This window comes from Duganella fentianensis (assembly GCF_009857835.1).
Taxonomy (GTDB): domain Bacteria; phylum Pseudomonadota; class Gammaproteobacteria; order Burkholderiales; family Burkholderiaceae_D; genus Rugamonas; species Rugamonas fentianensis.
In genome coordinates this window covers 517,320-544,284 of record NZ_WWCL01000002.1, presented here as the reverse complement: position 1 = coordinate 544,284, position 26,965 = coordinate 517,320, and the positions used below count along the sequence as shown (strand labels likewise).

At 61.9% G+C, this 26,965-nt stretch carries 15 protein-coding genes; 1 reads left to right on the top strand and 14 read right to left on the bottom strand.

The genetic code is table 11. The features are described from left to right. Positions 1–47 precede the first annotated feature (47 nt). The 14 genes from GTP23_RS10295 to GTP23_RS10230 form a co-directional block, all read right to left on the bottom strand. Complete coding sequence (locus GTP23_RS10295; RefSeq protein WP_371866885.1) at positions 48–2,435, bottom strand: beta-L-arabinofuranosidase domain-containing protein; 2,388 nt, start codon at positions 2,433–2,435, stop codon at positions 48–50. 23 nt (positions 2,436–2,458) lie between these two features. Beyond that, the gene (locus tag GTP23_RS10290) at positions 2,459–3,526 is read right to left on the bottom strand and encodes an arabinan endo-1,5-alpha-L-arabinosidase (protein ID WP_308494798.1); all 1,068 of its coding nucleotides are present in this window, start codon (positions 3,524–3,526) and stop codon (positions 2,459–2,461) included. Between the two features lie 28 nt (positions 3,527–3,554). Continuing rightward, the gene (locus GTP23_RS10285; RefSeq protein ID WP_229256039.1) at positions 3,555–5,126 is read right to left on the bottom strand and encodes a glycoside hydrolase family 43 protein; all 1,572 of its coding nucleotides are present in this window, start codon (positions 5,124–5,126) and stop codon (positions 3,555–3,557) included. A gap of 4 nt (positions 5,127–5,130) precedes the next feature. Next, positions 5,131–6,678 carry an alpha-N-arabinofuranosidase gene (locus GTP23_RS10280; protein WP_161035062.1) on the bottom strand — a complete coding sequence of 516 codons (1,548 nt, stop codon included), beginning with the start codon at positions 6,676–6,678 and terminating at the stop codon, positions 5,131–5,133. 33 nt (positions 6,679–6,711) lie between these two features. Then, positions 6,712–8,727 (bottom strand): glycoside hydrolase family 97 protein, encoded by a 2,016-nt coding sequence (locus tag GTP23_RS10275; protein WP_229256038.1) that lies wholly within the window; start codon positions 8,725–8,727, stop codon positions 6,712–6,714. A 105-nt stretch (positions 8,728–8,832) separates the two neighbouring features. Further along, positions 8,833–9,600 carry an SDR family NAD(P)-dependent oxidoreductase gene (locus GTP23_RS10270; RefSeq protein WP_161035061.1) on the bottom strand — a complete coding sequence of 256 codons (768 nt, stop codon included), beginning with the start codon at positions 9,598–9,600 and terminating at the stop codon, positions 8,833–8,835. 37 nt (positions 9,601–9,637) lie between these two features. Then, positions 9,638–11,242 carry an aldehyde dehydrogenase (NADP(+)) gene (locus GTP23_RS10265; protein ID WP_371866912.1) on the bottom strand — a complete coding sequence of 535 codons (1,605 nt, stop codon included), beginning with the start codon at positions 11,240–11,242 and terminating at the stop codon, positions 9,638–9,640. Continuing rightward, positions 11,242–12,234: an AraD1 family protein gene (gene araD1, locus GTP23_RS10260; RefSeq protein WP_161035059.1), complete on the bottom strand. Its 993-nt coding sequence runs from the start codon at positions 12,232–12,234 to the stop codon at positions 11,242–11,244. The genes GTP23_RS10265 and araD1 overlap by 1 nt, the downstream gene beginning before the upstream one ends. 96 nt (positions 12,235–12,330) lie before the next feature. Further along, a complete protein-coding gene (locus GTP23_RS10255; protein ID WP_161035058.1) occupies positions 12,331–14,073 on the bottom strand; it encodes an IlvD/Edd family dehydratase in 1,743 nt (580 codons plus the stop codon). 139 nt (positions 14,074–14,212) lie between these two features. Then, positions 14,213–15,286 carry an aldose epimerase family protein gene (locus GTP23_RS10250; protein WP_161035057.1) on the bottom strand — a complete coding sequence of 358 codons (1,074 nt, stop codon included), beginning with the start codon at positions 15,284–15,286 and terminating at the stop codon, positions 14,213–14,215. Between the two features lie 237 nt (positions 15,287–15,523). Beyond that, positions 15,524–16,465, bottom strand: a complete 942-nt coding sequence (locus GTP23_RS10245; RefSeq protein ID WP_371866882.1) for a glycoside hydrolase family 43 protein — start codon at positions 16,463–16,465, stop codon at positions 15,524–15,526. Between the two features lie 46 nt (positions 16,466–16,511). Beyond that, entirely contained in the window at positions 16,512–17,864 is a 1,353-nt protein-coding gene (locus tag GTP23_RS10240; protein ID WP_161035055.1) for an MFS transporter, read from the bottom strand. A 155-nt stretch (positions 17,865–18,019) separates the two neighbouring features. After that, positions 18,020–20,905 carry a TonB-dependent receptor gene (locus tag GTP23_RS10235; protein WP_161035054.1) on the bottom strand — a complete coding sequence of 962 codons (2,886 nt, stop codon included), beginning with the start codon at positions 20,903–20,905 and terminating at the stop codon, positions 18,020–18,022. A gap of 187 nt (positions 20,906–21,092) precedes the next feature. Continuing rightward, positions 21,093–22,601 (bottom strand): AMP nucleosidase, encoded by a 1,509-nt coding sequence (locus GTP23_RS10230; protein ID WP_202412120.1) that lies wholly within the window; start codon positions 22,599–22,601, stop codon positions 21,093–21,095. A gap of 182 nt (positions 22,602–22,783) precedes the next feature. Here GTP23_RS10230 and GTP23_RS10225 point away from each other — a divergent pair, with 182 nt between their 5' ends. Then, positions 22,784–26,944 (top strand): Pls/PosA family non-ribosomal peptide synthetase, encoded by a 4,161-nt coding sequence (locus GTP23_RS10225; RefSeq protein ID WP_161035053.1) that lies wholly within the window; start codon positions 22,784–22,786, stop codon positions 26,942–26,944. The last annotated feature ends 21 nt before the right edge of the window (positions 26,945–26,965 follow it).

The following is a 26,965-nucleotide window of genomic DNA, read 5'->3' as shown; positions in this document are numbered from 1 at the left end:
ATATCTATCCAATCACATTTTCGCCAACTTCGATAACAATTTCGATATCATCGCAACAGGCGCAAACCGTACAAACCGCCCGCCATGGAACCGGCGCGCGCCTCGAAGCGCACTTCCCATTTTCCATCGTTGAGCAGATCCGCAGGCAGCGCATAGTCCACTGTGTAGAACTCCTCGGCCGCGCTGGCTGTCAGCGTCACTTCGGCCAGCAGGTGGCCATTGATGCGGATATCGAACCGCCGGCCCGCATCGCCTCGGGCATAGGTCAGGCGCAGCACGCGCGCCTCGCGCTTGACGTCGTTGAGCTGATAGCTGAACCAGCCGCTCGCGTGGCGCCAGTGGCGTCCCTGATTGAGCCCCGCATCGGCACCTTCGCCACGGAAGCCGTGATCGGACTCCGGCTGCTGTTCACCCGGCGCCACCTGATCGATGGTGCGCGCATCGAGCGCCAGCCGCGCCGCCTCGCTCTGCGCTGTCTTCTGTCTGAGCGCATCCAGATTGGCAGGCGTGGAATACGGCCAGTAGATCACATAGCGCGAATCGTGCAGGCGGTAGAACGGAATAAAGGTGACGCTGCTGTCGCGCGCGCCGCTGCCCTGCCCCTGCCCCGGCTGCTGTACCAGCCCAGTAGCGCTAAAGGTCAGCGGCTGGCCCGGCACAGGGCGCAGCCGCTGCAAGAAGTCCTTGCTATCGCTAACCAGCATGGGGCTGGCCTCCAGCGGACACACCGGCCCCTGCGCCACATGACCCATGCGCGATTCATCGGCGAGGAAATTCAGCTTCTCGTCACCGAACGGCCGGGTTTTCGCCGCCAGCACGACAGGACCATGCAGCAGCGCGTAGTAGTTCGATTGATCCGGCATCTGCTCCAGCCGTGTCGTCATCGGCAGCTGCACTTCGACCTGATCGCCATCGCGCCACTGGCGCCGCAGACTGAGGTAATGATCGCTACCAGTCTGCACCTTCACTAGCTGGCCATTCACCCTCACCTTCATGGCGCCCGCCGCCACCCACGCGGGATAACGGATTTTCAAAGTAAAGCTGGCGTTACCGGCTATCCGCAGCATGCTACGGTCTTCCTCGGGGAAGCGGCCGTACTGGGTCACGCTGATGCCCCGCTCACGCCAGTTCAGCGTGGAAGGGATGAACAGGTTGACATACAGTTCGTCGCCACGATGGGCGTAAATAAACTCGCCATACTTGGCATGGCTCTCGATGCCGGAGCCGACACAGCACCACATACCCTTGTCCACCTGCGAATACACGCGATAGTGGTTGGGCCGCATGGGCGTGAAATACACGAAGCCGCCCGTATCGGGCCGCTGCGAAGACAGTATATGGTTGTACAGCGCGCGCTCGTAGTAGTCGGCATAGCTGGCGCGGCTATCTCGCTGGAACAGCAGCGCCGTCAGCTTGAGCATATTGTAGGTGTTGCAGGTCTCGGGCCCTTCCACCTCATTGATCATGGGCGAGAAGCCCTGCACATCATGGAAATGCTCCTTGACGCTATTGCCACCTATCGCCACCGTACGGTGGTCGTGCACGGTTTGCCAGAAGAACTGCGCGGCCTGCTGCCATTCGGCGCGGCCCGTCATGCTGCCTATGCGCTGGTAGCCTATCACCTTGGGGATCTGGGTATTGGCGTGCATGCCCGTCAGCTGGTCCTGTCCCTGCGCCAGTGGCTGCATCAGCCCCGGCTGCGAAAAGCGGATCGCAAGATCCAGATATTTGCGCTGGCCCGTCATCTGCGCCACATCGGCCAGCACTTCGTTCATGCCGCCATGCTCGCTGCGCAGCATGGCCTGCATCTGCTCTTCGCTCAGATGGCTGGTCAGTACCAGCGCCCAGTCGGCCATGGCGACCAGCATGTCACGCGCATCGGCATTGCCACCATACTGGTAAGCGTCGCGCAGGCCTGCGTAAAGCTTGTGCAGGTTATACCAAGGCACCCATTTGCCATTGACGGAGAAATTATCCGCATGCAGTTCGCCACGGGCGATGGCCTGCCAGGCGGCGCTGCCATCGGGGATGCCGCCGATATAGCCATTGCCGTTCTGCTGCTGGCAGCGTTTCAACTCGGCGACAAAGTAATTCATCCGGCGCAGCACTTCGGCGTCACCAGTAGAGGCATACATCAGCGCCAGTGCGGACAGATAATGGCCGCCGAGATGGCCATCGAGGCCGCTGGATTCCCAGTTGCCGTAGCTGGCCTGTTTGGGCGGCAGGCCCGCTTCGCGCAGGAACGGCGCCAGCAGACGGTCCGGCTCCATTTCGAGGATGTAACGCAGATCGGTGCGCTGGGCGTCGAGAAACGGGCTGGCACCGAGCCGCACATCGGCAAGGGGGAACAGTTGCAACGGCGCGGAAGGCGTGGAAGCTGCCGCAACGCTGCTCCCCGCAGGCAGCAGCGCAACCAGCAGCCAAACCGTTCGCACCAGGTGACGGCTGAACGGCAGCATCATTTGGGGGCGATGATGCTGCTGCGGTAGCGATCAAGGTCGGCGGCATCAACCGCTGGCCAGCCAGCGCTATCCCAGCGGATTTCCATGACTTTCAGCTTCTGCAGGAAGTCGTCGGCTGTCTCGTAGGCGTGCATGACCAGATAGTCCTTGCCGTCAAAGGTATAAGTGCCGTTGTGGCCCAGACCGCGCCAGCCCTTGGTTCCCGCGATCAGCGTGGTGCCGCCGCCCTTCATCATATCGACGCCGTTCTTGTCCAGATACGGACCGCTGACGCTGTTCGACCGTCCGACCACCACGTGGTAGGTGCTATCGCCCTTGCGGCAGCAGTAGCCGAAGGAAGCAAACAGGTAGTAGTAGTCGCCCTTACGGAAGATGAACGGCGCTTCGATGTCGTCACTGCCAGCCGCTACCCCTGCAGCCGCCGGTACCGTCGTGCGGCTGGCGATGGCATGCCATTCCTGCGGCTGGGCCAGCGCGGTACGCTGTTCGTTCAGTTTCACCAGCTTGATGCCGCTCCAGAACGAACCGAAAGCCAGCCATGCACTGCCCTTGTCATCCTCGATGATGTTCGGGTCGATGGCATTCCAGTTATCGCGCAGCGGCACCGATTGCAGTACCAGCCCCTGATCTTCCCAGCGATAGTCGGGCGAGCGCGGGTCTAGCGTCTTGTTGACCGTCACAGCGATGCCGGAGGTGTTCTTGCCGAAGCCGGAGACAGAGTAGTACAGATAGTAGCGGCCGTTGTGGAAATGCACATCGGGGGCCCAGATATGCCCATCGAAGCTGGGCGCTACCGTACGTGCCCAGGCTGGCGGCTGGGCAAAAACCTGCCCTTCCGGCTGCCAGTCGCGCATATTCTTCGAGCTATAGAACGGTATGCCCGGCCCCGTGCTGAACAGATACCAGGTATCGCCCTGCTTGATCATGACCGGATCATGCACGCTGACCTGCTGGCCGACAGCGTTAGGCTGCGTGGCGGCGTGGGCAAACATCGCACTGGCGACCCCTATGCCCAGCACGACGCCCAGACTAAACAGCAGGGCCAGCGACGGCCGTGCCGCCATGAGTTTTTTTCCGATTTTCGTAAACATCCTAGTTCCCCGTCCGTGCGCCCCAGATGGACACGCCATCCACTGATTGCGCTGTCCATGTGACGACAAATGCGCTGGCATTGCTGTTCCACTGGCGCGATAGCACGCCATTGAAAGTACCGCCGCTACCCAGCACGATGGTGATCCTGTTCCCGCCATTATGCTTCCATGTGCCGCTGGCCGCACCGGAGACGGTGCCGTCGGCCGCCAGCCGGATGTTCTGCGAAGGCTTGATGGTGGCAGAAATGTCCTTGCCGTGGTTGATCATCTTGTAGGCGCCGGCCGCTTCTGCCGCCGTCACTTCGGTGGACAGCGGCGTCGCGTTCTTGCTCAATGGCGCATAGCGGAACGGAGCCACGACCATCCAGCCATCCTCGTTGACGAACATTTCATGCACACGGATCTGATGCAACTCGCCCGTACCGGGGAAGCGGGTGTGGAAGATCAGGAAGTACTGGCCACTGGCCGCATCATAATAGGCCGAGTTGTGACCGGGCGAGACATAGCCCAGCGGCGTACCCGTTTCGCCATCAGCTAGCGCGAACTGGTGGTTGCCCATGATTTTCTGGCCATAGGGTGCGATGCTGGCATCGTCGAACAGCGGCAGCGCCGGATTCGACTTTACGTTGGCCATGTCGTTGCCCTTGGCGTCCACATAGGGGCCGTCCGGATTGAGCGAACGGGCCACCCGCATATTGTAGGCGCCGTTGGCATCAAGCCCGCCGAAGGACGTGAACAGGTAGTAGTACTTGCTCTGCGGGCTGTACAGAATATACGCGCCTTCGATGCGGCTATGATTACCGCCCATCAGCCGCTTGCCATAGCCCTGCCCCGGTTTCTGCAGGCCGGTGGCCGGATCGAGCGCGAGGATGAAGATGCCGCCAGAGTACGAGCCATACACCATCCACAGCTTGCCGTCCCTGTCGAAGAAGGTCGCCGGATCCACCGTGTTGGGCATGGTCAGAGCGTCGTAGACCTTGACGCCATCTTCGCTGATCTGGCCCCACATGCCGGATTTGAGCATGATCTGCTTGTTGACGTATGGCCCTTCTATCTTGTCGGCCACGGCCAGCCCCAGCGCGGAGCGGGGCGAATCACCTTTGCAGGCGTCGTAATAGAAGTAGTACTTGCCGTCTGCGAGGCGGATCACGTCGGGCGCCCACAGGTCCGTAACCTGCGCCCACGCGAAGGTGTCGCTCAGCGCCGTAGTGACGTTGCTGAACAGCGGGTTGCTGTTGTTGACGCCATCGGCGATTTTGGTCCAGTTCATCAGATCCGTGGACTTGGCGGCTGCCAGATGGGAACCGAACACGTAGTAAGTGCCATCGACGCGGATCACGGCCGGATCATGCACCGAGGCGTCCGTGAAGCTGATGCTGGTCGGAGTGGGCGTCGGCGTAGGGGTTGGCGTAGGCGTAGGCGTCGGTGTTGGCGTCGGGCCGGGCACCGGCGTAACGGCCGCCGTGCTGCCACCGCCCCCGCCGCCGCAGCCGGCCAGCAGCAGTGCAACGCCGCCGGCGATCGCCTTGCGGCGCGAGATGCTCACATCATCCAGTTTCATATTCGCGCTCATCGTTTTACTCCACTGCTACCACAACCACGGACTTGGCCGGAATCTGCACACTGAGCTTGCCATCGACCGCCTTGGCGCTGAAAGGCGCAGGCTTGACGGCTTGCGGAGCAGCGAAAGTATTATGCGCATCCATCGCAGCGGCCGTCAGCACACGGCCACGCACGGCCTGTACCTGCTGGCCCGGCAGCGAAATCGCCACGTCGGCCGGCTGGCGCGGATTGGTATTGACCAGCGCCAAATAGACCTTGCCATCCGTTGCGCGGGCTGCCGTGGCGCTAATCTCCGGTATGCTGGCGCCGTCCAGCGCGTATTCACGGTTGTTACTCAGCGTCAGAGGCAGGAAGGTGGCGTTCTGGAACGGCACATACATTTCGAATGCATGATAGGTAGGCGTCAGCAGCATCTTGTCCTTATCGGTGATGATCATGGCTTGCAGCACATTGACCATCTGGGCGATGTTGGTCATGCGCACGCGGTCAGCATGGGCATGGAAGATGTTGAAGTTAAGCGCTGCAACAAGCGCATCGCGCAGGGTATTCTGCTGAAACAGGAAGCCGGCATTGGTGCCCTTCTCCACGTCGTACCAGGTGCCCCATTCATCCACGAACAGACCCAGTTTCTTCTCCGGATCGTGCTTGTCCATGGCTGCCGAGTTGCGCTGCATGTGCTGCTCCATGCGCAAGGTATTGGCCAGCGTGGAGATCCATTCCTGCTCGGCGAAGCCGGTGGCGGCACCCTTCACTTCCCATTTGCCGGTCGGGATGGTGTAGTAGTGGAAGCTGATGCCGTCGGTCTGACGCTTGAGCTGCTTGCTCAGCACATCGGACCAGCTGACGTCATTATCATTGCCACCGCTGGCGATCATCTTGGGACGGTAAGGCGCTGGCGCACGAAGGAAAGTCTCGACGTTGCGGTACAGGTCAGCGTAATGTTCTGGCGACATATTGCCACCGCAGCCCCAGGCTTCGTTACCGATGGCGAAATAGGCGACCTTGAACGGTTTGTCGCGGCCATTCTTGCGGCGCAGATTGGCCAGCGTGGATTTGCTGTCCGAGGTCATGTACTCGATCCACTCCGACATTTCCTGCGCACTGCCCGTGCCCAGATTGCCGTTCACATAGGCGTCGGCGCCCAGCATTTCCACCAGATCGAAGAATTCGTGGGTGCCGACGGCATTCGATTCCTCTACCCCGCCCCAGTTGGTATTGACTTTCACGGGCCGTTTGTCGCGCGCACCTATGCCGTCTTTCCAGTGATACTCGTCAGCGAAGCAGCCGCCCGGCCAGCGCACCAGCGGCACATGCATGGCTTTCAGCGCCCCCACCACATCGTTGCGCCAGCCTTTGGTGTTCGGGATTCTGGAGTTGGGCCCGACCCACAGACCACCATAGATGCCGCTGCCGAGATGCTCGGCAAACTGGCCATAGATATCCTTGTTGATCACCGGACCGGGCTTGCTGGTATCGATGCTCACGCTCACCGGCTCGGCAGCGAATACGGAAGCTGCGGCCAGCAGCGACAGGGCCCATACACCAGGCTTCAAATAGTTCATGCTTGTCTCCTTATGGATATTGTCTAGCTGTTTTTAAAGTTGAATCAGGAAGCCGCCACGCGGCCGGATGGTAAGTTCTATGCGTTTGCCGGCCGTGAGCGGGCGCTGTTCGAAGCTGCGCTCGGCCGCGCCATCGCCGATGATGCTGCCCTGCTTATGCTGGGCGAACGACAGGTCCAGCGTTACCGTGCGCGCGCTGTCGCCAGCGTTGATGCCGGCGATGTACCAGTGCTGGCCGGCGCGGCGTGCCATCACCACGTACTGGCCCGGATAGCCATCGAGCAGACGGCTATCGTCCCAGCTACGCGGCAGTTCCTGCAGCAGCTGCTTCACGTAGGCAGGCACGCCAGCCATGCCCTCCGGCGTTTCGGCAAAGTGCTGGATGCCGGATAAGTAGAGTACCGAGGTGGCCAGCTCGAAACCATTGCTGGCGCTGCGGCGGATATTCGGTATGGTGCCAAACACCATGGGCGTGAAGTCCATAGGATCGAACAGATTGCGGGTGAACGGCAGCATGGCCGCGTGGGCCGGCATACGGTCTTCATCGACCTGTTCGAAGGTAGTAAATTCCAGCCCGCGCACGGCTTCCATGGTCATCAGGTTGGGATAGGTGCGACTCCAGCCGCGCGGCAGCGTGGCGCCATGGAAGTTGACCAGCAGGCCGGCCGCAGCGGCATCGCGCAGGATGTCCGTGTAGTAGGCGATCATGGACTGACCGTCGCCGCCAAAGAAATCTATCTTCACGCCTTTCACGCCCATGGCGCGCAGGCGGTCAAATTCGGCCACCCGCTGGGCATGCGTGAGCAGCTGGCTCTTGGGCGTATATTCGGTGGTGTTCCATGCGCCCGATGAGTTATACCAGAGCAGTATGCCGACCTGCCTGGCCGCTGCGTACTGCACCAGCTCGCGCACCTTGTCGTAGCCTATCTTGCGGTCCCAGTCGGCATCGATCAGGGTATAGTCCCAGTGCATGTCAGCCGCATAGTCGATGAATTTCTTCTGCACCTCGTACACGGTGGCATCATCCTTGAGCAGCGCCCAGCTCCACGAAGCGTGGCCCGGCTGCACCAGCGCAGGCGGGAACGGGATGGCTGGCGCGGCCAGATCGGTGCCCAGCGTGGAGTCCGTAACGGTCTTCAGCGAGCCCACAGCCAGCACGCGCCATGGCGTGGTCAGCGTGCCTGCCACGTCGGCCAGCAGGCCGCCGCCGGTGTAGACCTCGGCCGCCATGGGCTGGCCGATGCGGTACTCGGCGCCATCGGAACTGGGCGCCAGACGCGAGGCCTGATAGCTGCCATCCATGCCCGCTTCGCTGATCGCCAGCCAGTTGGCACCGGCCCTGAATAGCGCGGGGAACACCCAGCCTGCTCGCGTCGGCGCTGCGCTGCCGGCAGCGATGTCCATCTGGTAGTGTTCTTCGTAGGATGGGTTGGTGCCGTTCCAGCCTGTCTGCGCCACTGACATCGGCTGCAGCCATGCGCGGGTGGCAGCGGGCAGCGCGAAGCTGGTCTGTTCTGCCAGTAGCTGTTTGCGCGCCAGGGTCTCTTCGCGCACGCGGTAGCGGAAGGCCACGCCGTCATTCGACACGCGGAAGCTGATCTCCATGCGGTGCCCGGCCGGATTGCTGACCGTGGTGGTCTGTTCCAGCGCACGGTAGTTGATCTGGCGCCGCTTGCCGACTGCCATGCTGTACTGTTCATGCACGGCCAGCGGGCGGCTGATGCCGCACACGCTGAGCTGCTGCGACAGGTCCGCGCCCTGCAACTGCAAACCTAGCTGCGATGGTAGCAGCACGGGCTGGCCATCGCGCGCGATGCTATACCGCAGCGTGCCACCGGCGCCGGCCTGCAACGTCACGCTGATATGCCGGTCGGGGCTACGCAGCACGGCCACTTTCCGGACGGCGCCGGCGGTGCTGTCGGTGCTGATAGTGCTGTTAGTGTTTCTAGCGCTGCTAGCGCTGTTCGCGCCATCTGCGCAGGCCGCGGCGGCGGACTGCACAAAGCTACAGGCGGCCAGCATCAGCACGGAGAATCCTGTCTTCACCATGTTTTCACCCAGATAGAGAGAGCTACCGTCCGCTACTGACTGGTACCGCAAAGGGTGTACAGCGGACGGCACTACTGCTTAGGAAAGCCCGCAGGCTGCCAGCGCCTAGACCCAGCCTGCATCAACGATGAATTCCTGCGCCGTACACATGGCGCCATCATCGGCAGCAAGGAACAGCACCATCGAAGCGATATGCTGCGGCATCAGCTTGGTCGGGATGCACTGGTTGCGCTTGATCTCAGCTTCGCCCGCCTCGTCCAGCCACAGGTCGATCTGGCGCTGGGTCATCACCCAGCCCGGTGTGACCGTGTTGACACGGATGCCGTGCGCACCGAATTCGCGCGCCAGCCCGCGCGTCAGGCCATGCACAGCCGCTTTGGCCGTGGCATACACGGGATAGCCGGCATTCTTCACATGCCACGAAATCGAACCGACGTTGATGATGGAACCGGCGCCCTTCTTCTTCATGCCTTCGAATACGGCCTGGCAGGTAAAGAACATGGGGCGCTGGTTGATGGCGATGCGTTCGTTCCAGTAGTCGGGCGTGACTTCGCTGGTTTCGTGACGCTGGTCGTTGGCGGCGTTATTCACCAGAATATCGAAGTCGCCAATGGCAGCGGCCAGCTCGGCCATGGTGGCCTGCAGCGCTGCGATATCGGTAATGTCGCACTGACGGAATAGCGGCTCGGGATAGCCGGCTTCCTTGACGCGGCGGACCAGTGCCAGGCTGGCATCGCGGGCGATATCGACAAATGCCACCTGGGCACCCTGCTCCGCAAACGAGATCACCATGGCTTCGCCTATGCCGGTGCCACCACCCGTAATGAACACGCGCTTGCCGCGCAGGCTGCCGAATTTGGCCAGTTGAGTCATACAGTCTCCAGAAATTTTATTATCGTTACGGGCCAGTTCAGGCACGCGTCAGCACGCCGTCGCGCCGGTGCCAGCGACCGGCATTTGTGCCTGCGCCAGTGTCAGCCTCGCTATTGTCGCGCAAAACCGGCGGCAGCAGCGCCTGTGCCAGATTCTGATAGCACACAGGGCGCAGGAAGCGGTTGATCGCACCGGTGCCCACCGAAGTGCTGCGGCCATCCGAAGTGGACGGGAACGGGCCACCGTGCACCATGGCGCTGCATACTTCCACGCCGGTCGGATAGCCGTTCGCCAGTATCCGGCCTGCCTTGCGTTCCAGCAGTGGTAGCAGCGCTTGCGCCGTGTCGAGATCGGCCGCATCCATCTGCAGCGTAGCGGTCAGCTGGCCTTCCAGACTTTCGGCCACCTGATGCAGCTCGGCCAGATCACGGCAGGCCACCACCAGCGAGGCGGGGCCGAACACTTCTTCCGACAGTGCGTGCTGCGACAGGAAGGCCGCTGCCGTGGTGCGGAACAGCGCTGGTGCGCCTTTGCCCGCCTCCTGCCCGGCCAGTGCCAGCGTGCTCACATCGGCATGCTGCTCCAGTTGATGGATACCGCGTGCATAGCTGCCGGCGATGCCGGACGATAGCATGGCGCAGGCAGCACCACCGGCCAGCGCCTGCGCTGCCGTGGCAGTGAAGCGGGCCAGATCGGGGCCATCTATGCCTATCACCAGACCGGGATTGGTGCACATCTGCCCCACGCCCAGCACCAGCGATGCAGCAAAACCTTGCGCGATGTCTTCGGCGCGCGCGGCCAGTGCCTGCGGCAGCAGGAACACAGGATTGATCGAACTCATTTCCGCATACACTGGAATGGGCACAGGGCGCGCGGCGGCCACCGCCATCAGCGCCGTACCGCCGCTACGCGAGCCGGTAAAGCCAACCGCCTTGATGGCCGGATGGCGCACCAGTTCCTGACCTATGCCGTTGCCGCTACCCGTCAGCAGCGCAAACACGCCAGCCGGCAGGCCGCACAGTTCCACAGCCTTGACGATGGCGCGGCCTACCAGCTCGGACGTGCCGGGGTGGGCCGAGTGGGCTTTCAGCACCACAGGGCAGCCGGCAGCCAGTGCGGACGCCGTATCGCCACCGGCGACCGAGAAAGCCAGCGGGAAATTACTGGCCGCGAATACGGCCACAGGGCCGACAGGAATCATGCGCATGCGCAGATCGGGACGGGGCGGCGTACGTTCAGGCAGGGCCGGATCGATGCGCACATCATGCCACGAGCCTTCGCGCAGCAGGCTGGCGAACAGTTTCAGCTGGCCGACAGTGCGGCCACGCTCGCCCTCGATGCGCAGGCGCGGCAGGCCGCTTTCCGCCATCACGCGCTCGACCAGCGTTTCACCCAGCGCCATGATCTGCTCGGCGATGGTTTCGAGGAAGACGGCCCGCTGTTCGTCGCTAAGGGCACGGAACTGGTCGAAAGCAGCATCGGCCAGACGGCAGGCCTGATCGATCTGTTGCAGGTCCACCGCGTGGAAAGCCGGCTCCATCTGCTGCTGCAAGCCGGGGTTGTAGGCATAGATAGCGCTGCCGCTACCCTTGACGGCCACGCCGCCTATCAGTGCTTCACCGGTAATGGCTAAAGTGTTCATCATAATGGCAGCACCTTCGCCACTTCCGTGGCATACACCGAGAGCCGGTTGCGCAGCGCAGGGCCGAACTGGGGCGCTTCGATTTCGAAGGTCTCGCCGGGCTGCACCACGATGTTATCGGCCACGCTCAGGGTGGCGGTACCGAAGAAGTGGATGTGCACATCGCCGGGGCGCTTGAACAGCGGGTATTTGAAATGGTGGTGTTCCAGATTGGCCAGCGTGTGCGACATATTCTGCTCGCCGCTGAAGAAGGCTTTTTCCCAGCGCAGCTTGCCCTCTTTGTCGTAGATGCGCGAGGTGCCTTCGATATGGGCCGGTGCTTCGCCCACCAGCAGGGCCGGGCCCAGGCCGCAGGCGCGCAGCTTGGAGTGGGCCAGGTACAGATAGTTCTGACGCTCGGTCACGTGGTCGGAAAATTCGTTACCGATGGCATAGCCCACGCGGTAAGGCTGGCCATCGTCGCCGATCACGTACAGGCCGGCCACTTCCGGCTCTTCACCACCATCGAGCGCAAAGTCCGGCATGGCCAGATCGGCACCACTGGCTGCAACGATGGAGCCATCGCCCTTGTAGAACCATTCCGGCTGCACGCCCGCTTCACCGGCCGCCGGCTTGCCGCCTTCCACACCCATGCGGAACATCTTCATGGAGTCGCTCAGCGATTCCACATCGCCGCCGATTTTCTTGTGCATGGCATCGCGCGTATCGGCGCTGCCCAGATGGGTCAGACCCGTGCCCGTCACATAGCAGTGGGCCGGATCGGCGTGATCGATAGGCGGCAGCAGCAGGCCTGCTGCCTGCACCACGTCGAACGCCAGCTGCACCTTGCCCACGGCTGCACTAGCCAGTGCAGCCAGACTGGCTTTCTGGCGGATGGCGTCCTGCGCCAGCGCATAAGTGGTTTCGTAATCTTCGATGACGCGGATGGTATTCTGTTCCAGCACGCCGATCTGGCGGCCTCCCTGAACATTCTTGAATTGCACGAGCAGCATGGCTTCTCCGGATTTCTGGGTTCTGTTAATTCGTTTGAGATAGAGGTGCAGCGCGGACCCGCTGCACTACCGCAGCGGGCCCGCCGGAATCAGCACTTAGTGCGAGTGGCGCGGTACGGCCGAACCGCGATTCCCGACCAGGAAGTCGAAATCGCAGCCTTCGTCGGCCTGCAGCACGTGTTCGATATACAGCTGCTGATAGCCCGTCTTCGGTCCCGGCGCGCTACCGCGCTGGCGCGCCGCCTGACGCTGGGCCATTTCCTCGTCGGAGATCTCCAGATTCAGCACGCCGCCGGAGCAGTCCAGCGTGATCCAGTCGCCGTCCTTAACGATGCCCAGCGGGCCACCGGCCATGGCTTCCGGCGCCACGTGCAGCACCACCGTGCCGTAGGCCGTGCCGCTCATGCGCGCATCGGAAATGCGCACCATGTCTTTGACGCCAGCGGCCAGCAGTTTCGGTGGCAGGCCCATATTGCCCACTTCGGCCATACCGGGATAGCCTTTCGGGCCGCAGTTCTTCATCACCAGCACCGAGTTGGCATCCACTTCCAGATCAGGATCGACGATAGATGCCTTGTAATGCTCGAAGTCTTCGAACACCACGGCACGGCCACGGTGCTGCATCAGTTCCGGCGTGGCGGCCGATGGTTTCAGCACGGCGCCGCGCGGTGCCAGATTGCCGCGCAGGATGCAGATGCCGCCATCCTTGAGCAGCGGCTTGTCCAGCGGACGCACCACTTCATCGTCATAGATAGGCGCGTCCTTGCAGTTTTCCCACAGGGTCTTGCCGTTGACGGTCAGTGCATCGGGATTCGGCACCAGATTACCGTCGCCCATGCGGCGGATCACGGCTGGCAGGCCGCCAGCGTAATAGAACTCTTCCATCAGGAAGCGGCCCGAAGGCAGCAGATCAACGATGGTGGGCGTGCCGCGGCCGATGCGGGTCCAGTCTTCCAGTTCCAGATCCACGCCAATGCGGCCGGCAATGGCTTTCAGGTGGATCACGGCATTGGTCGAACCGCCGATGGCAGCATTGACGCGGATGGCGTTTTCGAAGTTCTCGCGCTTGAGCACTTTGGACAGCTTGAGGTCTTCCTTGACCATGTCGACGATGCGGATGCCGGACATGTGGGCCAGAATGTAGCGGCGCGAATCCACGGCAGGAATCGCGGCATTGTGCGGCAGCGAAGTGCCCAGTGCTTCGGCCATGCAGGCCATGGTGGAAGCCGTGCCCATGGTGTTGCAGGTACCGGCCGAACGCGAGTGGCCCGATTCGGCCGACATGAATTCGTGCATGGAGATTTCTCCAGCCTTGACCTGTTCGTGCAGCTGCCAGACGGCCGTGCCGGAACCGATGTTCTTGCCGTTCAGCTTACCGTTCAGCATAGGGCCGCCGCTCACCACGATAGTCGGGATATCGACCGAAGCAGCACCCATCAGCAGTGCCGGAGTGGTCTTGTCGCAACCGACCAGCAGCACCACGCCATCCATGGGATTACCGCGTATCGATTCTTCCACATCCATGCTGGCCAGATTACGGGTCAGCATGGCGGTAGGACGCAGATTCGATTCACCGTTGGAGAACACGGGGAATTCGACGGGGAAGCCACCGGCTTCCAGAATACCGCGCTTGACGTGTTCGGCCAGCTTGCGGAAATGTGCATTGCAAGGGGTCAGCTCGGACCAGGTGTTGCAGATGCCGATAATCGGTTTGCCCTGGAATTCGTGATCAGGGATGCCCTGATTCTTCATCCAGCTGCGGTACATAAAGCCGTTCTTGTCCTGCGTACCAAACCACTCGGCCGAGCGTAACTTGACCTTTTTGTCGTTCTCAGACATGCATATCTCCTCAGTATGTTCCTGTACGGGGACGTGCTTGTCATGCCCCCGCATCGATAAGCCATACTAAGATGTACAGAGATATCTTTCCAATAAATTATTATTCGACTTCGATACCGAAATCAGTATCTCAGCGCGACTACTGGCCTGCCGCGTTATCGGTACTGAAACGGTATTCCATGCGGCGACGGTATTCGGCACCGGGGCGCAGTATGGTGGCGGCAAATTGCGGCTGGTTCGGGGCATCAGGGAAATACTGTGGCTCCAGGCAGAAGCCTGTGCGGAAGTCATAGACCCTGCCCTTGCCCTGCACCGCCTCCGACAGGAAATTCCCGCTGTAGAACTGCACACCCGGCCCTTGCCCCCACACTTCCAGTACCCGGCCCGAGACAGGCTCGCGCACCCGCGCGGCCAGTGCCAGCGCGCCTTCCTGCCAGCCGCTGAGGGCGAAGTTGTGGTCATAGCCGCTGCCATAGGCCAGCTGCGGATCGGTAGCGCCGATACGGGCACCTATCGCGTGCGGCGTGCGGAAATCGAACGGCGTACCCTGCACGGCACGCAGCTCGCCCGTGGGGATCAGGCCTGCATCGACGGGCGTGTAGGCATCGGCGGGAATGGTCAGCTCGTGCGCGAGGATATCGCCCTGCCCCGCCAGATTGAAATACGCGTGGTTGGTCAGGTTGACGGGCGTGGCCTGATCGGTGACCGCGTGGAAATCGATACGCAAAGTGTTATCGCTACCCAGCTCATAGCGCGCCGTCACGTCCAGATTGCCGGGGTAGCCCTGTTCGCCGTCGGGACTGCGGTAGCGCAGCGTCAGCGTCGCTGCATCGTCAGTGCTGGCGGGTTCCGCCTGCCATAGCCTGCGATGGAAGCCATCGTAGCCGCCATGCAGGTGATTGATGCCATTGTTGATATCGAGCTGATAGCGCTTGCCGTCAAGCTCGAACTGCCCGTTTGCGATGCGGTTGCCGTAGCGGCCTATCAGCGCGCCGAAATAATGCGATTCGCCCATGTAGGCCGCCGCATCGTCGAAGCCCAGACACACATCGGCTAGCAGGCCGCAGCGGTCAGGCACCAGTATGGACGTAATCACGCCACCGAGGTCGCTGATGCAGACCTGCATGCCATGCTGATTGGTCAGCGTATAAAGAGTCGCGGCGCGACCATCCGGCAGCTGGCCGAAAGGAGAACTGGAAATACTTGCTTGCATAGGGAGCTTTCTGGGAGGTCGCGACAGCAGGCCGCGACCTTGGGTCAAATGAATGCGTGAGGCATTCATACTCGTTTGTAGGTCTCGTTCTGTCTCGTTCTGTCTCGTTTTGTCGCGCCGGCCCCGCTGCACTGTGAGCGAGGCCAAACGAGACAAAACGAGTACAAACGAGACAGCAAAACGAGACAGGATAGAGGCGCGCTGATTGCGCCGCCCCACCTGCATACTACCGCCAGACTAGGCGATGGAAGGTTTGCCGAACACCGGCATGCCCTGCGCATCCCACTTGAGCGGCTTCACATAGGTATGGCGGTCAGGATTCCACAGCGGATCACCGACGATTTCCGTATAGGTACGGGCATGGTAGACCAGCAGCGTCTCGCCATCTTCGCCCACGGTAAAGCTGTTATGGCCGGGGCCATACACGCCATGCTCGAAGCAGGTCTGCAGCACCGGTTGGGGCGATTTGGTCCACGCAGCAGGATCGAGCAGGTCGGCATTTTCATCTGCCCACAGCAATCCCATCGCATAGTTTTCATCAGTGGCGCTGGCCGAATAACTGATGAAGATCTTGCCGTTCTTTTTCAGCACGGACGGCCCTTCATTGACCCAGAAGCCGCGGATCTCCCAGTCGAATTCCGGCTTGCTCAGCATGACAGGCGCGCCGCCCAGCTGCCAGGGCGTTTTCATGGGCGCGATATACAGATTCGAATTGCCTTCGATGGCGACATCCTTCTGCGCCCACAGATAATACAGCTGGCCCTTGTGGGTAAAGGTGGTCGCATCGAGGCAGAAGGTGTCTATGCCAGTATCGATCTGGCCCATGAACTCCCACTGCCCTTCCAGCGGGTTGGGATTGGTATTGCGGATCGCATACATGCGGTGCTGGAACAGCTTGTACTTGATTTCACGGCTAGGCGCTGCGGCAAAATACACATACCACGCACCCTCATTGAAATGCAGCTCGGGCGCCCATACCAGCTCGCTGTAAGGCCCCGTTTCCGGCTTGTGCCAGACATCGACCTTCGCGGCATCGACCAGACCGGCCAGCGTGGCCGCGCGGCGCAGTTCGATACGGTCATACTGGGGCACCGAGGCCGTGAAGTAGTAATAGCCATCCGTATGGCGGTAAATATGGGGATCGGCACGCTGTTCGATCAGCGGCTTAAGGACGTTCACAGTTTCCATGCTAGGCAAAATAAAGAAGTCAGAGAGAACAGCAGATTCAGTGGGTGGCATAGCCGAGCTGGCGCATTTCTTCCTTGACCTGCCCGTAGTAGCTATCGCTGATGCGGTACTTGAACATCAGCAGGCCCATAATCAGGTGGAAGCAGCCCGGTATCACCGTCAGCATCAGCGCGATGCCGCTCATGGCCAGCTGCGACTGCGGCTGGTTAGGCACGTAGTGGAAATAGGTCAGTAGCACGCCCACCATGCCACCGGCCACCGCCATCCCGGCTTTCTGGCAGACGGAAATGCCGCCAAAGGCCAGCCCCGACACGCGTTTGCCGCTCTGCACCTGACCGTAATCGATGGTCTCGGCAATCGAGGACCAGAATACGGGCGCATGCAGATCGACCACGAAGGACAGCGCAAAATACAGCACATAGGCCAGCAGAATATCGCCCGGCTTGACCAGATAGAAAATCGCGATGCTAATCACGAACACCAGCAGCTGGGTATTGCGGAACAGCTTGACCTTGCAATAGCTCTTGGTAATCCAGGTGGATGCCACCATGGACAGGATGGCCGCCACCACGCCCAGCGACAAAAAGGTGGACTGCACCGACACATCGCCGCCCAGATAGTATTTGGCGTAGTACAGCGCGACCGAACCACGGATCACATAGCCCACCGTGCCCGTCACGCAGGCGCCGGCCAGCAGTAGCCACTGGTCGTTTTTCATCAGCAGGCGGAACTGGGCCAGCAGCGAAGTGCGCTCGACCTTGTGCAGCACCCGTTCACGCGTACCGAACACGCAGAACAGGAACAGCAGCACGCCCATGGCCGCCATCACGCCCATCGCGGCCTGATAGCCGGTCGCGGCCTTGCCTTCGCCCCAGTATTCGGCCAGCACGGGCACTACGATGGTCACCATGAATGCGCCTATCTTGGCGAAGAACAGCCGGTAGCCATTGGCCGACAGGCGTTCCTGCGGATCGCTGGTCAGGCCCGAAATCAGGGAAATATATGGTACGCCTACGCCCGACGTCATCAGCGTCATCAGAATATAAGTGCTGTAAGCCCACACCAGCTTGGCGCTGTAGGCCCAGTCCGGCGTAGTAAACACGAAGAATACGCTGATCCCGTAAGGCAGCGCCAGCAACAGCAGCCATGGCCGGTAGCGCCCCATGGCGGCAGCATAGCGGTCGGTCAGCTGGCCCACGGCCAGATCGGACACGGCGCCCACCACTTTCACCAGCACGAACAGCAGCGCCAGATCCTGCGTATGCAGGCCATAGATGTCCGTGTAGAAGAACGTAATAATCAGCATCATCGACGAGATGACGACATTCAGGGCCATATCGCCGGCACCGAAAGCGATTTTTTCCACCAACGATAATTTTTGATTCGACATCAACTACTCCACCAGATAGTCATTCCCGCTCGCGGGTAGACGTTAACACAACAAAGCGGGAATGCTCAACCACCACGCAGAAGGCAAACGGGGCGTTGCGGGTATCAACCGAGCAACGCCCTGTCTGGCTAGCGGGTCTTCCTAAACGCCTGGGCTTACATCTGCCAGCGCAAGGCAGCCGAAACCGAACGTCCGATCTGGAGCGTACCGAAGTTGGTCAACTGCGGAGTACCCGCGGTGCCGAAGTGGTAGTACTGCTGCTGCATTTCGTTGGTCAGGTTCACCCCACTGATATCGACCGACATGCGGTCGTTGATTTTGTAGGAGATCTGCATGTCTATGCTCTTTTCCGGACTACGCCAGATACCGATCGGATTGGCAAACAAGGCCGCTTCGTTCTGCGCCAGGAAGCCGGAGCGCCAGACATAGGACAGACGCGCGCTGATCGGTCCCTTTTCGTAAGCCAGCGTGGCGTTGTAGGAGCTGTGCGACACGCCGAAGAATGGTGTCTCGAGCTGCGAGACGATCACGCCGGCATCATTGGCGTCAGGCACGTTCTGCGACGAGCTCAGTCGCGTATAACTACCCTGGAAGCCCAGACCATCGAGCAGGCTAGGCAGGCCTTTAGGGAAGTAGATCAAGCCCAGCTCGCCGCCCTGGATGTTGCCGTTGGAAGCGTTGACCGGCGAGTTGATCACGTAGTCATAGCCATTCGCATGATTGCCGCCCGAGGTCGAGTTGCGGAACGGATCGTTGGCCGGATCCACGTGTACCTTGTGACGCAGGCTCACCACCAGGCCGTCGATCTTACGCTTGAACAGCGTGCCATAGACCGCACTGTCCTTCTGGAAATACCACTCGCCCGTCAGATCGAGGTTGGTGGAACGCGTCGGTTTCAGGTCAGGATTGCCGCCGGAACCCGAACCATAACCTACCTTCGACACGTCGTCGGCAAGTTGCAGGACTGGATTCAGATCACCGAAGTTGGGGCGGCGCAGGGTCTGGCCGTAGTTGGCGCGCACCACCACGTCCTTGGATGGATCGTAAATCAGGGTCATGCTAGGCAGGAACTTGCTGGTCGACTTGCTGGCACTGGACGGCGTCACGGCCTTGCTGGTGGCATCGACCTTGTAGAAGGTCATGTCGGTATCGACCTTCACGTAGCGCATGCCGAAATTGCCGCGCAGGCGATGACCGAACAGTTCGTTCTCGGTGTTGCCCATCACGAACAGGTTGTTGGTTTTTTCATCGATCTCGAAGGTCTTCTGCAGGCTCAGCTTGTCCGTCGTCAGGAAGTTCGCGTCGACCGAGTTATACAGCTTGCGCCACTCATCGATATGGTCACGGATGTAATAGGCATTGGGCTCTATCCATGCACGCGGAACGTCCGAGATGGCCGTGCCGAAGTTCGAGTTGGTCGAGGAATATGCCGCCCCCAGCGTGGCCAGGTTGCGGCCCAGGAAGGCCGATTGCGTCCGGTTAGCTTCCGACGCCTTGCGGTCGTCGAAGCGCAGGCCGAAGTGTACCGACTTCAGCGCGCCCCAGTCGGCATCGTAGACGCCGCCCAGGCTGGCCGTCGCTGCGCTACCCTTGTTACGGTTGGCGTTATCGTAGAACTGTGCAACGTTCCACTTGGTCGGGTCGGTCAGGTCGGCATTGTTATTGAAGCGGAATGCCGTGTTGTTGCCACCGGCGTTGAAATCGACGGCAATCGACGGTGCCGTACGGTCAATACGGGTAGCGGTGAATTCCGAGTGATAGGTACTGGTCTGGTAGGACAGGTCGCCTTCCAGTTTCAGTCGGTCGCTAATGTCCCACTTGCCGTTCAGCGCATATACATAGGAATCGGTTGCCGACGTGGTGTAATCGCCGCTGTTGAAGCCATACACATTGTTGACGTTGCGGCTCTTGATGATATTCGTACCAGGGAAGGTCGTGATCGAGCTCGCAGGATTGCTGCCGAGATCACCCCACCAGTCGACAAAGCTGAACAGCAGCTGGTTGAAGGTCTTGTCACGATAACCGTTGTACATCGATTCGAAGGTGTAGACCGCATCGCTGTTCGGTTTCCACTGCAAGGCGACATTCGCGGCTGGGCGCTCGCGCTCGCCCTTGAGGTCGCTCTGGAACACGGCGTCGCGCGCCAGATAGTAAGGATAGGCCTTGCCGTTGAAATCGAGCGTAGATCCCGCTGCCGTCGGCAAACCGGTATGAGTGCCGGGGGTCCAGATGCTGTTGTCGAAGATACGCTGCAAAGGCGTGTAACCAGCAGGAACTTCGGCAGCGTTCGGGCTGGTGAACGGCACCATGGCACCCGGCGTCACGCTTTCGTTGCGGTATTTGGTCTTCACCTCGGACAGGTTGACCAGGGCACCGACCTCGCCTATGCCCGTTTCCCAGCGGTTGCTGAGCATGGCGCTGAGCTGAGGGTTGGCTTTTTTGGCGGGATCGAGATAGGTTTCACGGGCCGCCAGCGAAATTTTCTGGCCCTTGAAATCGAATGGCCGCAGCGACTTGACGTCGACCTGGCCGGCAATACCGGTTTCCAGCTGGCTGGCGTCACGTGTCTTGTAGACGTCAATCTGGCGCACCAGAGTCGACGGAATGTCCTGCAGCGCGACTTGCTGGCCGGAAGCCGTGAAAATCGTGCGGCCGTTCCAGGTGGTCTGGATATCGGGCAGACCGCGAATGGACAGGGCGCCGACTTCGCCGCCGGAGCGGTTGGTCACCTGGATACCCGTCACGCGCTGCAGTGCCTCGACGACATTGTTGTCGGGCAACTTGCCGATATCTTCAGCAACGATGGACTCCACCACCTGGTCATTCGTGCGCTTGATGGCCAGGCTCTTGATCAGCGATGCCTTCACGCCTGTCACGATCACCGACGGGGCTTCGACCGGCTCCGCTTTTTCGGCGGCCGTTTGGGCCCACACCGAGGCACTGCTCAGCAGGCCGGCCGCGGCCAATGCGGCCACTCCGGTTTTCAGGACAAGGCGGTGCTTATTCTGGGACATGGAAGTCCCGACGATAAAGTCGTTCATACGTCTCCTGTGTTATCTGTTTTATAGTGATTTGCGGCTAACTCGGAATTCATCTTATTGGTTGAACAAAAAACAAACCAATCAATTTTTTCCGGTTTTTGATATCGAAAAAGATATCAACGCAGGAGTGCTGTAGATCAAAAAAGCCCGCTCGCGGCGGGCTAATTCAGGCCAGAACGATACCACGCTACTGGAAGGCCACTTCCGTGAAACTGCGCAGTTTGCGGCTATGCAGCTTATCCACCCCCAGCGCCCGCAGCAGATCGAGCGCCCGCATACCGATGCGCAAATGCTGGTCGACGCGGTCGCGGTAAAACTGGTTAGCCATGCCCGGTAACTTGATTTCACCGTGCATGGGCTTGTCGCTCACACACAACAGCGTGCCATACGGCACACGGAAACGGAAACCGTTGGCGGCGATGGTGGCGCTTTCCATATCGAGCGCAATCGCGCGGCTCTGGCTGAAGCGGCGCTCCGGCGTACGCTGCGGCAGCAGCTCCCAGTTACGGTTATCGGTGCTGGCCACAGTCCCCGTGCGCATCACCCGTTTCAGGTCATGCCCCGTCAACTGGGTGACTTCCGCCACCGCCGCTTCGATCGCCACCTGCACTTCGGCCAGCGGCGGGATCGGCACCCACAGGGGTAGATCTTCGTCCAGCACATGGTCTTCGCGCACATAGCCGTGCGCCAGCACGTAGTCGCCCAGTTCCTGCGTGGTGCGCAGGCCGGCGCAGTGGCCCAGCATCAGCCAGGCATGGGGGCGCAGCACGGCAATGTGGTCGGTAATGGTCTTGGCATTGGCCGGCCCCACGCCGATATTCACCATCGAGATGCCGGTGCCATCGGCGCGGATCAGGTGGTAGCCCGGCATCTGCGGCAGCCGTGGCGGCGCCGCGCCCAGCGCATCGCTGGCCTGTACGGCCTGCCCCACGCGGCGCGTGACCAGATTGCCCGGCTCGACGAAAGCGATGTAGTCGTCATCGCCAGCGACCGGACTGGCCATCAGCTGGTGGCCCAGCTTGACGAATTCGTCGATATAAAACTGGTAATTGGTGAACAGTACAAACTTCTGAAAATGCTCGCACGACGTGCCCGTGTAATGGCGCAGGCGCTGCAGCGAATAGTCTACCCGCGGCGCCGTGAACAGCGACAGGGGCAGCGCCTCGCCGGCACGCGGCTCGTGGGTACCGTTGGCGATGCCGTCATCCATCGCCGCCAGATCGGGCAGATCGAACACATCGCGCATCAGCAGGCGGCGCTCGGCCGTCAGGCTGCCTTCCAGATGCTCATGCTCGGCAAACGAAAAATGGATGGGGATGGGCTGGGAACTGGTGCCCACTTCCAGCTTGAGACGGTGCTTGCCATGGTTTTTCAGCAGCAGGTGGAACTGCTGCTGGTAGTAGCGGGCAAACAGGTCGGGGCGGGTCAGCGTGGTTTCGTAGGTGCCGGGACCGGCCACGAAACCGAAAGCCAGCGTGGAATCGGCCCGGGCCACCGTATCGGTATGTACCCGCACGAAGGGATAGCAGGCGCGTACATGCTCGCCCACATTTTCACCGGCCACGAAGCGCTTCATGGCATCGCGCAGATGGGCGATATTGGCATCGTAGATGGCCACTACCTGTTCGTAGGCAGCCTGCGGATCCTCAAACTGCATGGGGGCGATAAACGGGCCACTCAACGATGGACGACTCATAACCATAGCACTCCTAGAAAACTCGCCCTGCGGCGCAAAACTGCTGTTGCCCCCATTGTAAGGGCTAGCCGCCGAGTTTGCATGCCCTGCGGCCCAACATGCTGCGTACGCTTGCCGCCTAACTAGAGCAACTGGCGGCCGTGCCGTACAATGGCGCCATCCACGCAAAATAAAGTATCAGCATGAATCAGCCTGTATCGACGCAACAACCGCCAGCACATCCCGACATTCTGTTCGGGCCAGCACAGGGCGAGCTGCTGCGCGAGGAAATTCTGGCCGATCTGCTGCAGGCCAGCGCCGCGCGTCATCCTGACCATCCCGCCCTGCTGTGCGGCCAGCGCAGCCTCAGTTATGCCGAACTGGATGCCCAGGCCACAGTGGTGGCGGCCCGCCTGATCGCCGATGGCGTGGCGCCCGGCCAGATCGTCGGTCTGTGGCTGCCGCGCGGCATAGAACTGCTGGTGCTGCAGGCCGGCATCGCCAAGGCCGGTGCGGCCTGGCTGCCCGTGGACGAAGATACGCCGGTCGAACGCCTGCAAGTCTGTCTCGACGACGCCAGCGGCGCGGGCGTGCTGACCTGCGCCGCCTTCGCACCGCGGCTGGCCCAGCTGGGCCGCCCCGTGTGGACGGCCGAAGCCCTGCTGGCCGGCCAGCCTGACGCGGCGCCGCCGCATGCGTCCGCCGCTGCCGCGGAACTGGTACGCGCGCGCCGCGCCGATGTCACGCCCGATATGCCGGCCTATGTGATCTACACCTCGGGCTCCACGGGCAAGCCGAAAGGCATACTGATCAACCAGCGCAGCATCTGCCACTTCCTGCGCAGCGAAAACGCCGTGCTGGGCGTGCATGCGGACGACAAGGTGTATCAGGGCTTTTCCGTGGCTTTCGACATGTCGTTCGAAGAAATCTGGATTGCCTATCTGGTCGGCGCCACGCTCTGGCTGGGCCCCAAGGAAATCAGCGGCGATCCGGAAACCCTGCCGCGCATGCTGGCCGAACAGCAGGTCACGGTGCTGCATGCCGTGCCCACCCTGCTGGCCCTGTTCAATCAGGAAGTACCCAGCCTGCGCCTGATTAATCTGGGCGGCGAGATGTGTCCGGAAGCGCTGGTGGAGCGCTGGTCGCGGCCGGGCCGGCAGATGTTCAATACCTACGGCCCCACGGAAGCCACGGTGTCGGCCAGTCTGGCGCGTTTGCAGCCGGGCCAGCCCGTCACCATCGGCACGCCGCTGCCCAACTACGGCCTGCTGGTGATTGATGCGGAAGCGGCAGCCAGCGAACCGCCGCAGCTCAAGCTGCTGGCGCGCGGCGCCACGGGCGAGCTATGCATCACCGGCCCCGGTCTGGCCGCCGGCTATCTGGGCCGGCCCGACCTCACGGCCGAGAAATTCCTCAGCAATCCGTGGAGCTGCGGCCAGCATGATGCGCGCCTGTACCGCACGGGTGATCTGGCCCGCATCGGTGCCGATGGCGAAGTGGTTTGTCTGGGCCGCGCCGACGATCAGGTCAAGATCCGCGGTTTCCGCGTCGAGCTGGGCGAAATCGAAGCCGTGCTGGCCCAGCAGCCCGGCGTGGGCACGGTCGCGGTATTACTGCGCAAGGACGACGGCATCGACCAGCTGGTAGCCTATCTGGTGGCCGACGCTGGCACCGGTGCTGGCATCAGCGCTGGCACTGGCACTGTGCCGGAGGCCGGCACGGGTGCGTCCGCAGGCGCCCCGGCGCCGCGCATGCTGCGGGCCGCACTGACAGCCAGCCTGCCACCGTATATGGTGCCGGGCCGCTACCAGTTCCTCGACGCCATGCCGCGCCTGACCTCGGGCAAGATCGACCGCAAAGCCCTGAAAGCCCTGCCGCTGCAGCCTGACAGTGCCGGTGCAGGTGCCGGTACCTGCAGCGATGCCGGCGCCGATTCCGATCTGGCCGAGACGCCAGCCGAGCAAGCCCTATTTGCGGCCCTGGCCACCCTGTTCCCGGGCCAGCCCATCCTGCGTCAGGCTGATTTCTTCAGCGATCTGGGCGGCCACTCCTTCTTCGCCGCGCGGCTGGCTTCGGCCCTGCGTGCCGATCCCCGCTTTGCCCACATCACCGTGCGCGACATCTACCAGCAGCGCCAGATCGGCAAGATCGCGCAGGTGCTGGCCGACGCGCCGGCCGCCGCGGCAGCACAGGAAGAAGCACCATGGAGCCCGCCATCTACCCTGAAACGCTGGACCTGCGGGCTGGCACAGGCTGCGGCCATGCCGGCACTGGTGGCACTGCGCATGGCGCAGTGGCTGGCGCCCTTCTTCACCTACCACTTCTTCACGGGCGATCCGGGCGACTCGGTAGCGCGTGCCATCGCCGCATCGGTAGCCGTATTCCTGCTCGCCACGCTGGCCGAATTCGCCATCGCCATCGCCGGCAAATGGCTGATCGCCGGCCGCCTGCAAGCCGGCTCCTACCCGCTGTGGGGCTGGACCTATTACCGCTGGTGGCTGGCCGACCGGCTGGTGGAAGCAGCACCGGCCTATCTGCTGTCCGGCTCTTCGCTCAGTAGCTGGTGGCTGCGCGCACTGGGCGCCAAGATCGGCAAAGAAGTCATCATAGGCTCGATGACGCTGCGCGCCCCCGACCTGCTGGAAATCGGCGACAACGTCAGCGTCGGCAATGCCGTCAACTTCGAAAACGCGCGCGTCCAGCGCGGCCGCCTGCTGCTGGGCCGCATCACGCTGGAGCAGGATGCCTGCGTCAGCTCCTTCGCTGTCCTCGAAGGGAATACCCGCGTTGAGGCGCTGGGCCATCTGGAAGGCCAGTCGGCACTGGCCGATGGCCAGACCGTGACTGCAGGCCGGGTTTGGGCCGGCTCGCCGGCGCGCGATGTGGGCCCCTTCGACAGCAGCCTGCTGCCACCCCGTCCGCACGCCAGCGCCCTGCGCCGCACCGGCGAAGCACTGTTCTTCCTGTTCGGCATACTGCTGATCGTGACCCTGTTCTTCATGCCCGTGTTCCCCAGCTTCGTGCTGATCGACTGGTTCGACGAAGCGGGCTGGCTGCCATGGATACAGGGCGACGACCTGCGCATCCAGCTGCTGCGCTACTTCCTGCTGGCCTTCCCGGCCAGCACCGTGCTGATCATCCTGACCGCCCTGCTATCGGCCGGCATACGCTGGAGCGTGCTGCCGCGTCTGCGGCCGGGCCGCTTCGCCATCCACAGCCGCACCTACTGCGCCAAATGGCTGGTCAGCCAGATTCAGGAATCCAGCCTGAATGTGCTGCACGGGATCTACGCCACCGTGTTCGCGCCCAACTGGTACCGCCTGCTGGGCGCCAAGGTGGGCAAGGATGCAGAAATCTCCACCGCGCTGGGCGTGGTGCCGGACATGCTGACGCTGGGCGACGAAACCTTCATCGCCGATGCGGTCATGCTGGGCGACGAGGAAATCGACGGCGGCTGGATGACCATGCAGCCCACCGTGGTATCGCACCGCAGCTTCGTCGGCAATGGTGCCTACATTCCGGACGGCACGGTGCTGCCCGAGCATGTGCTGATCGGCGTGCATTCGCGTGCGCCCGACAACAGCCGCATGCAGAGCGGCGACACCTGGCTGGGTTCTCCGCCTATCAACCTGCCCGCACGCGAACAGACCAGCGGCTATCCCGAATGGCTGACCTTCCACCCGTCGCCACTGCGCCGTCTGGGCCGCGGCCTGATCGAAGCCTTCCGCATCGTCGCACCCCATGCACTGGTAATCGCAGTCGGCTATACGCTGGTGCTGGCCGTAATGCCGGCCGCCGGTGCAGGCCGCTGGGCTGAAGTGACCTGGGATCTGACGCTGGCCGGCCTGGCTTACGGCATGGGCAACTACGTGTTTGTGGTGCTGCTCAAATGGCTGCTGATCGGGCGCTACCGCAAACAGTCGGAACCCATGTGGACACCGTTTGTCTGGCTGTCCGAAGGCGTGACCAATCTGTATGAAGGCATCGCCGTGCCCAACTTCATGCGCTATCTGCGCGGCACGCCGTGGCTGCCGCTGGCCTTCAATCTGCTGGGCTGCCGCATCGGCAAAGGCGTGTATCTGGACACCACCGACATCACGGAATTCGATTGCGTGCACATCGGCGACCATAGCGAACTGAATGCGCTGACCTGCCCGCAGACCCACCTGTTCGAAGACCGCGTGATGAAGATCGACCACGTGCAGATCGGCAGCAAAGTGTATATGGGACCGCGCAGCGCCGTGCTGTATAGCGCCGTCGTGGGCGATCAGGCCCGCCTCGGTGCACTCACGCTGGTGATGAAGGGCGAGCAGATTCCGCCGCGCAGCTACTGGGCCGGCTGCCCCGCCGCGCCTGCACGCTAGGCACACGACCGGCAAGGCCGC

Coding starts and splice junctions, on each gene's coding strand:
- GTP23_RS10290 (WP_308494798.1), bottom strand. CDS start 3,526: ATGGCGGCACGGCCGTCGCTGGCCCTGCTGTTTAGTCTGGGCGTCGTG.
- GTP23_RS10285 (WP_229256039.1), bottom strand. CDS start 5,126: ATGAGCGCGAATATGAAACTGGATGATGTGAGCATCTCGCGCCGCAAG.
- GTP23_RS10280 (WP_161035062.1), bottom strand. CDS start 6,678: ATGAACTATTTGAAGCCTGGTGTATGGGCCCTGTCGCTGCTGGCCGCA.
- GTP23_RS10275 (WP_229256038.1), bottom strand. CDS start 8,727: ATGGTGAAGACAGGATTCTCCGTGCTGATGCTGGCCGCCTGTAGCTTT.
- GTP23_RS10270 (WP_161035061.1), bottom strand. CDS start 9,600: ATGACTCAACTGGCCAAATTCGGCAGCCTGCGCGGCAAGCGCGTGTTC.
- GTP23_RS10265 (WP_371866912.1), bottom strand. CDS start 11,242: ATGAACACTTTAGCCATTACCGGTGAAGCACTGATAGGCGGCGTGGCC.
- araD1 (WP_161035059.1), bottom strand. CDS start 12,234: ATGCTGCTCGTGCAATTCAAGAATGTTCAGGGAGGCCGCCAGATCGGC.
- GTP23_RS10255 (WP_161035058.1), bottom strand. CDS start 14,073: ATGTCTGAGAACGACAAAAAGGTCAAGTTACGCTCGGCCGAGTGGTTT.
- GTP23_RS10250 (WP_161035057.1), bottom strand. CDS start 15,286: ATGCAAGCAAGTATTTCCAGTTCTCCTTTCGGCCAGCTGCCGGATGGT.
- GTP23_RS10240 (WP_161035055.1), bottom strand. CDS start 17,864: ATGTCGAATCAAAAATTATCGTTGGTGGAAAAAATCGCTTTCGGTGCC.
- GTP23_RS10235 (WP_161035054.1), bottom strand. CDS start 20,905: ATGAACGACTTTATCGTCGGGACTTCCATGTCCCAGAATAAGCACCGC.
- GTP23_RS10230 (WP_202412120.1), bottom strand. CDS start 22,601: ATGAGTCGTCCATCGTTGAGTGGCCCGTTTATCGCCCCCATGCAGTTT.
- GTP23_RS10225 (WP_161035053.1), top strand. CDS start 22,784: ATGAATCAGCCTGTATCGACGCAACAACCGCCAGCACATCCCGACATT.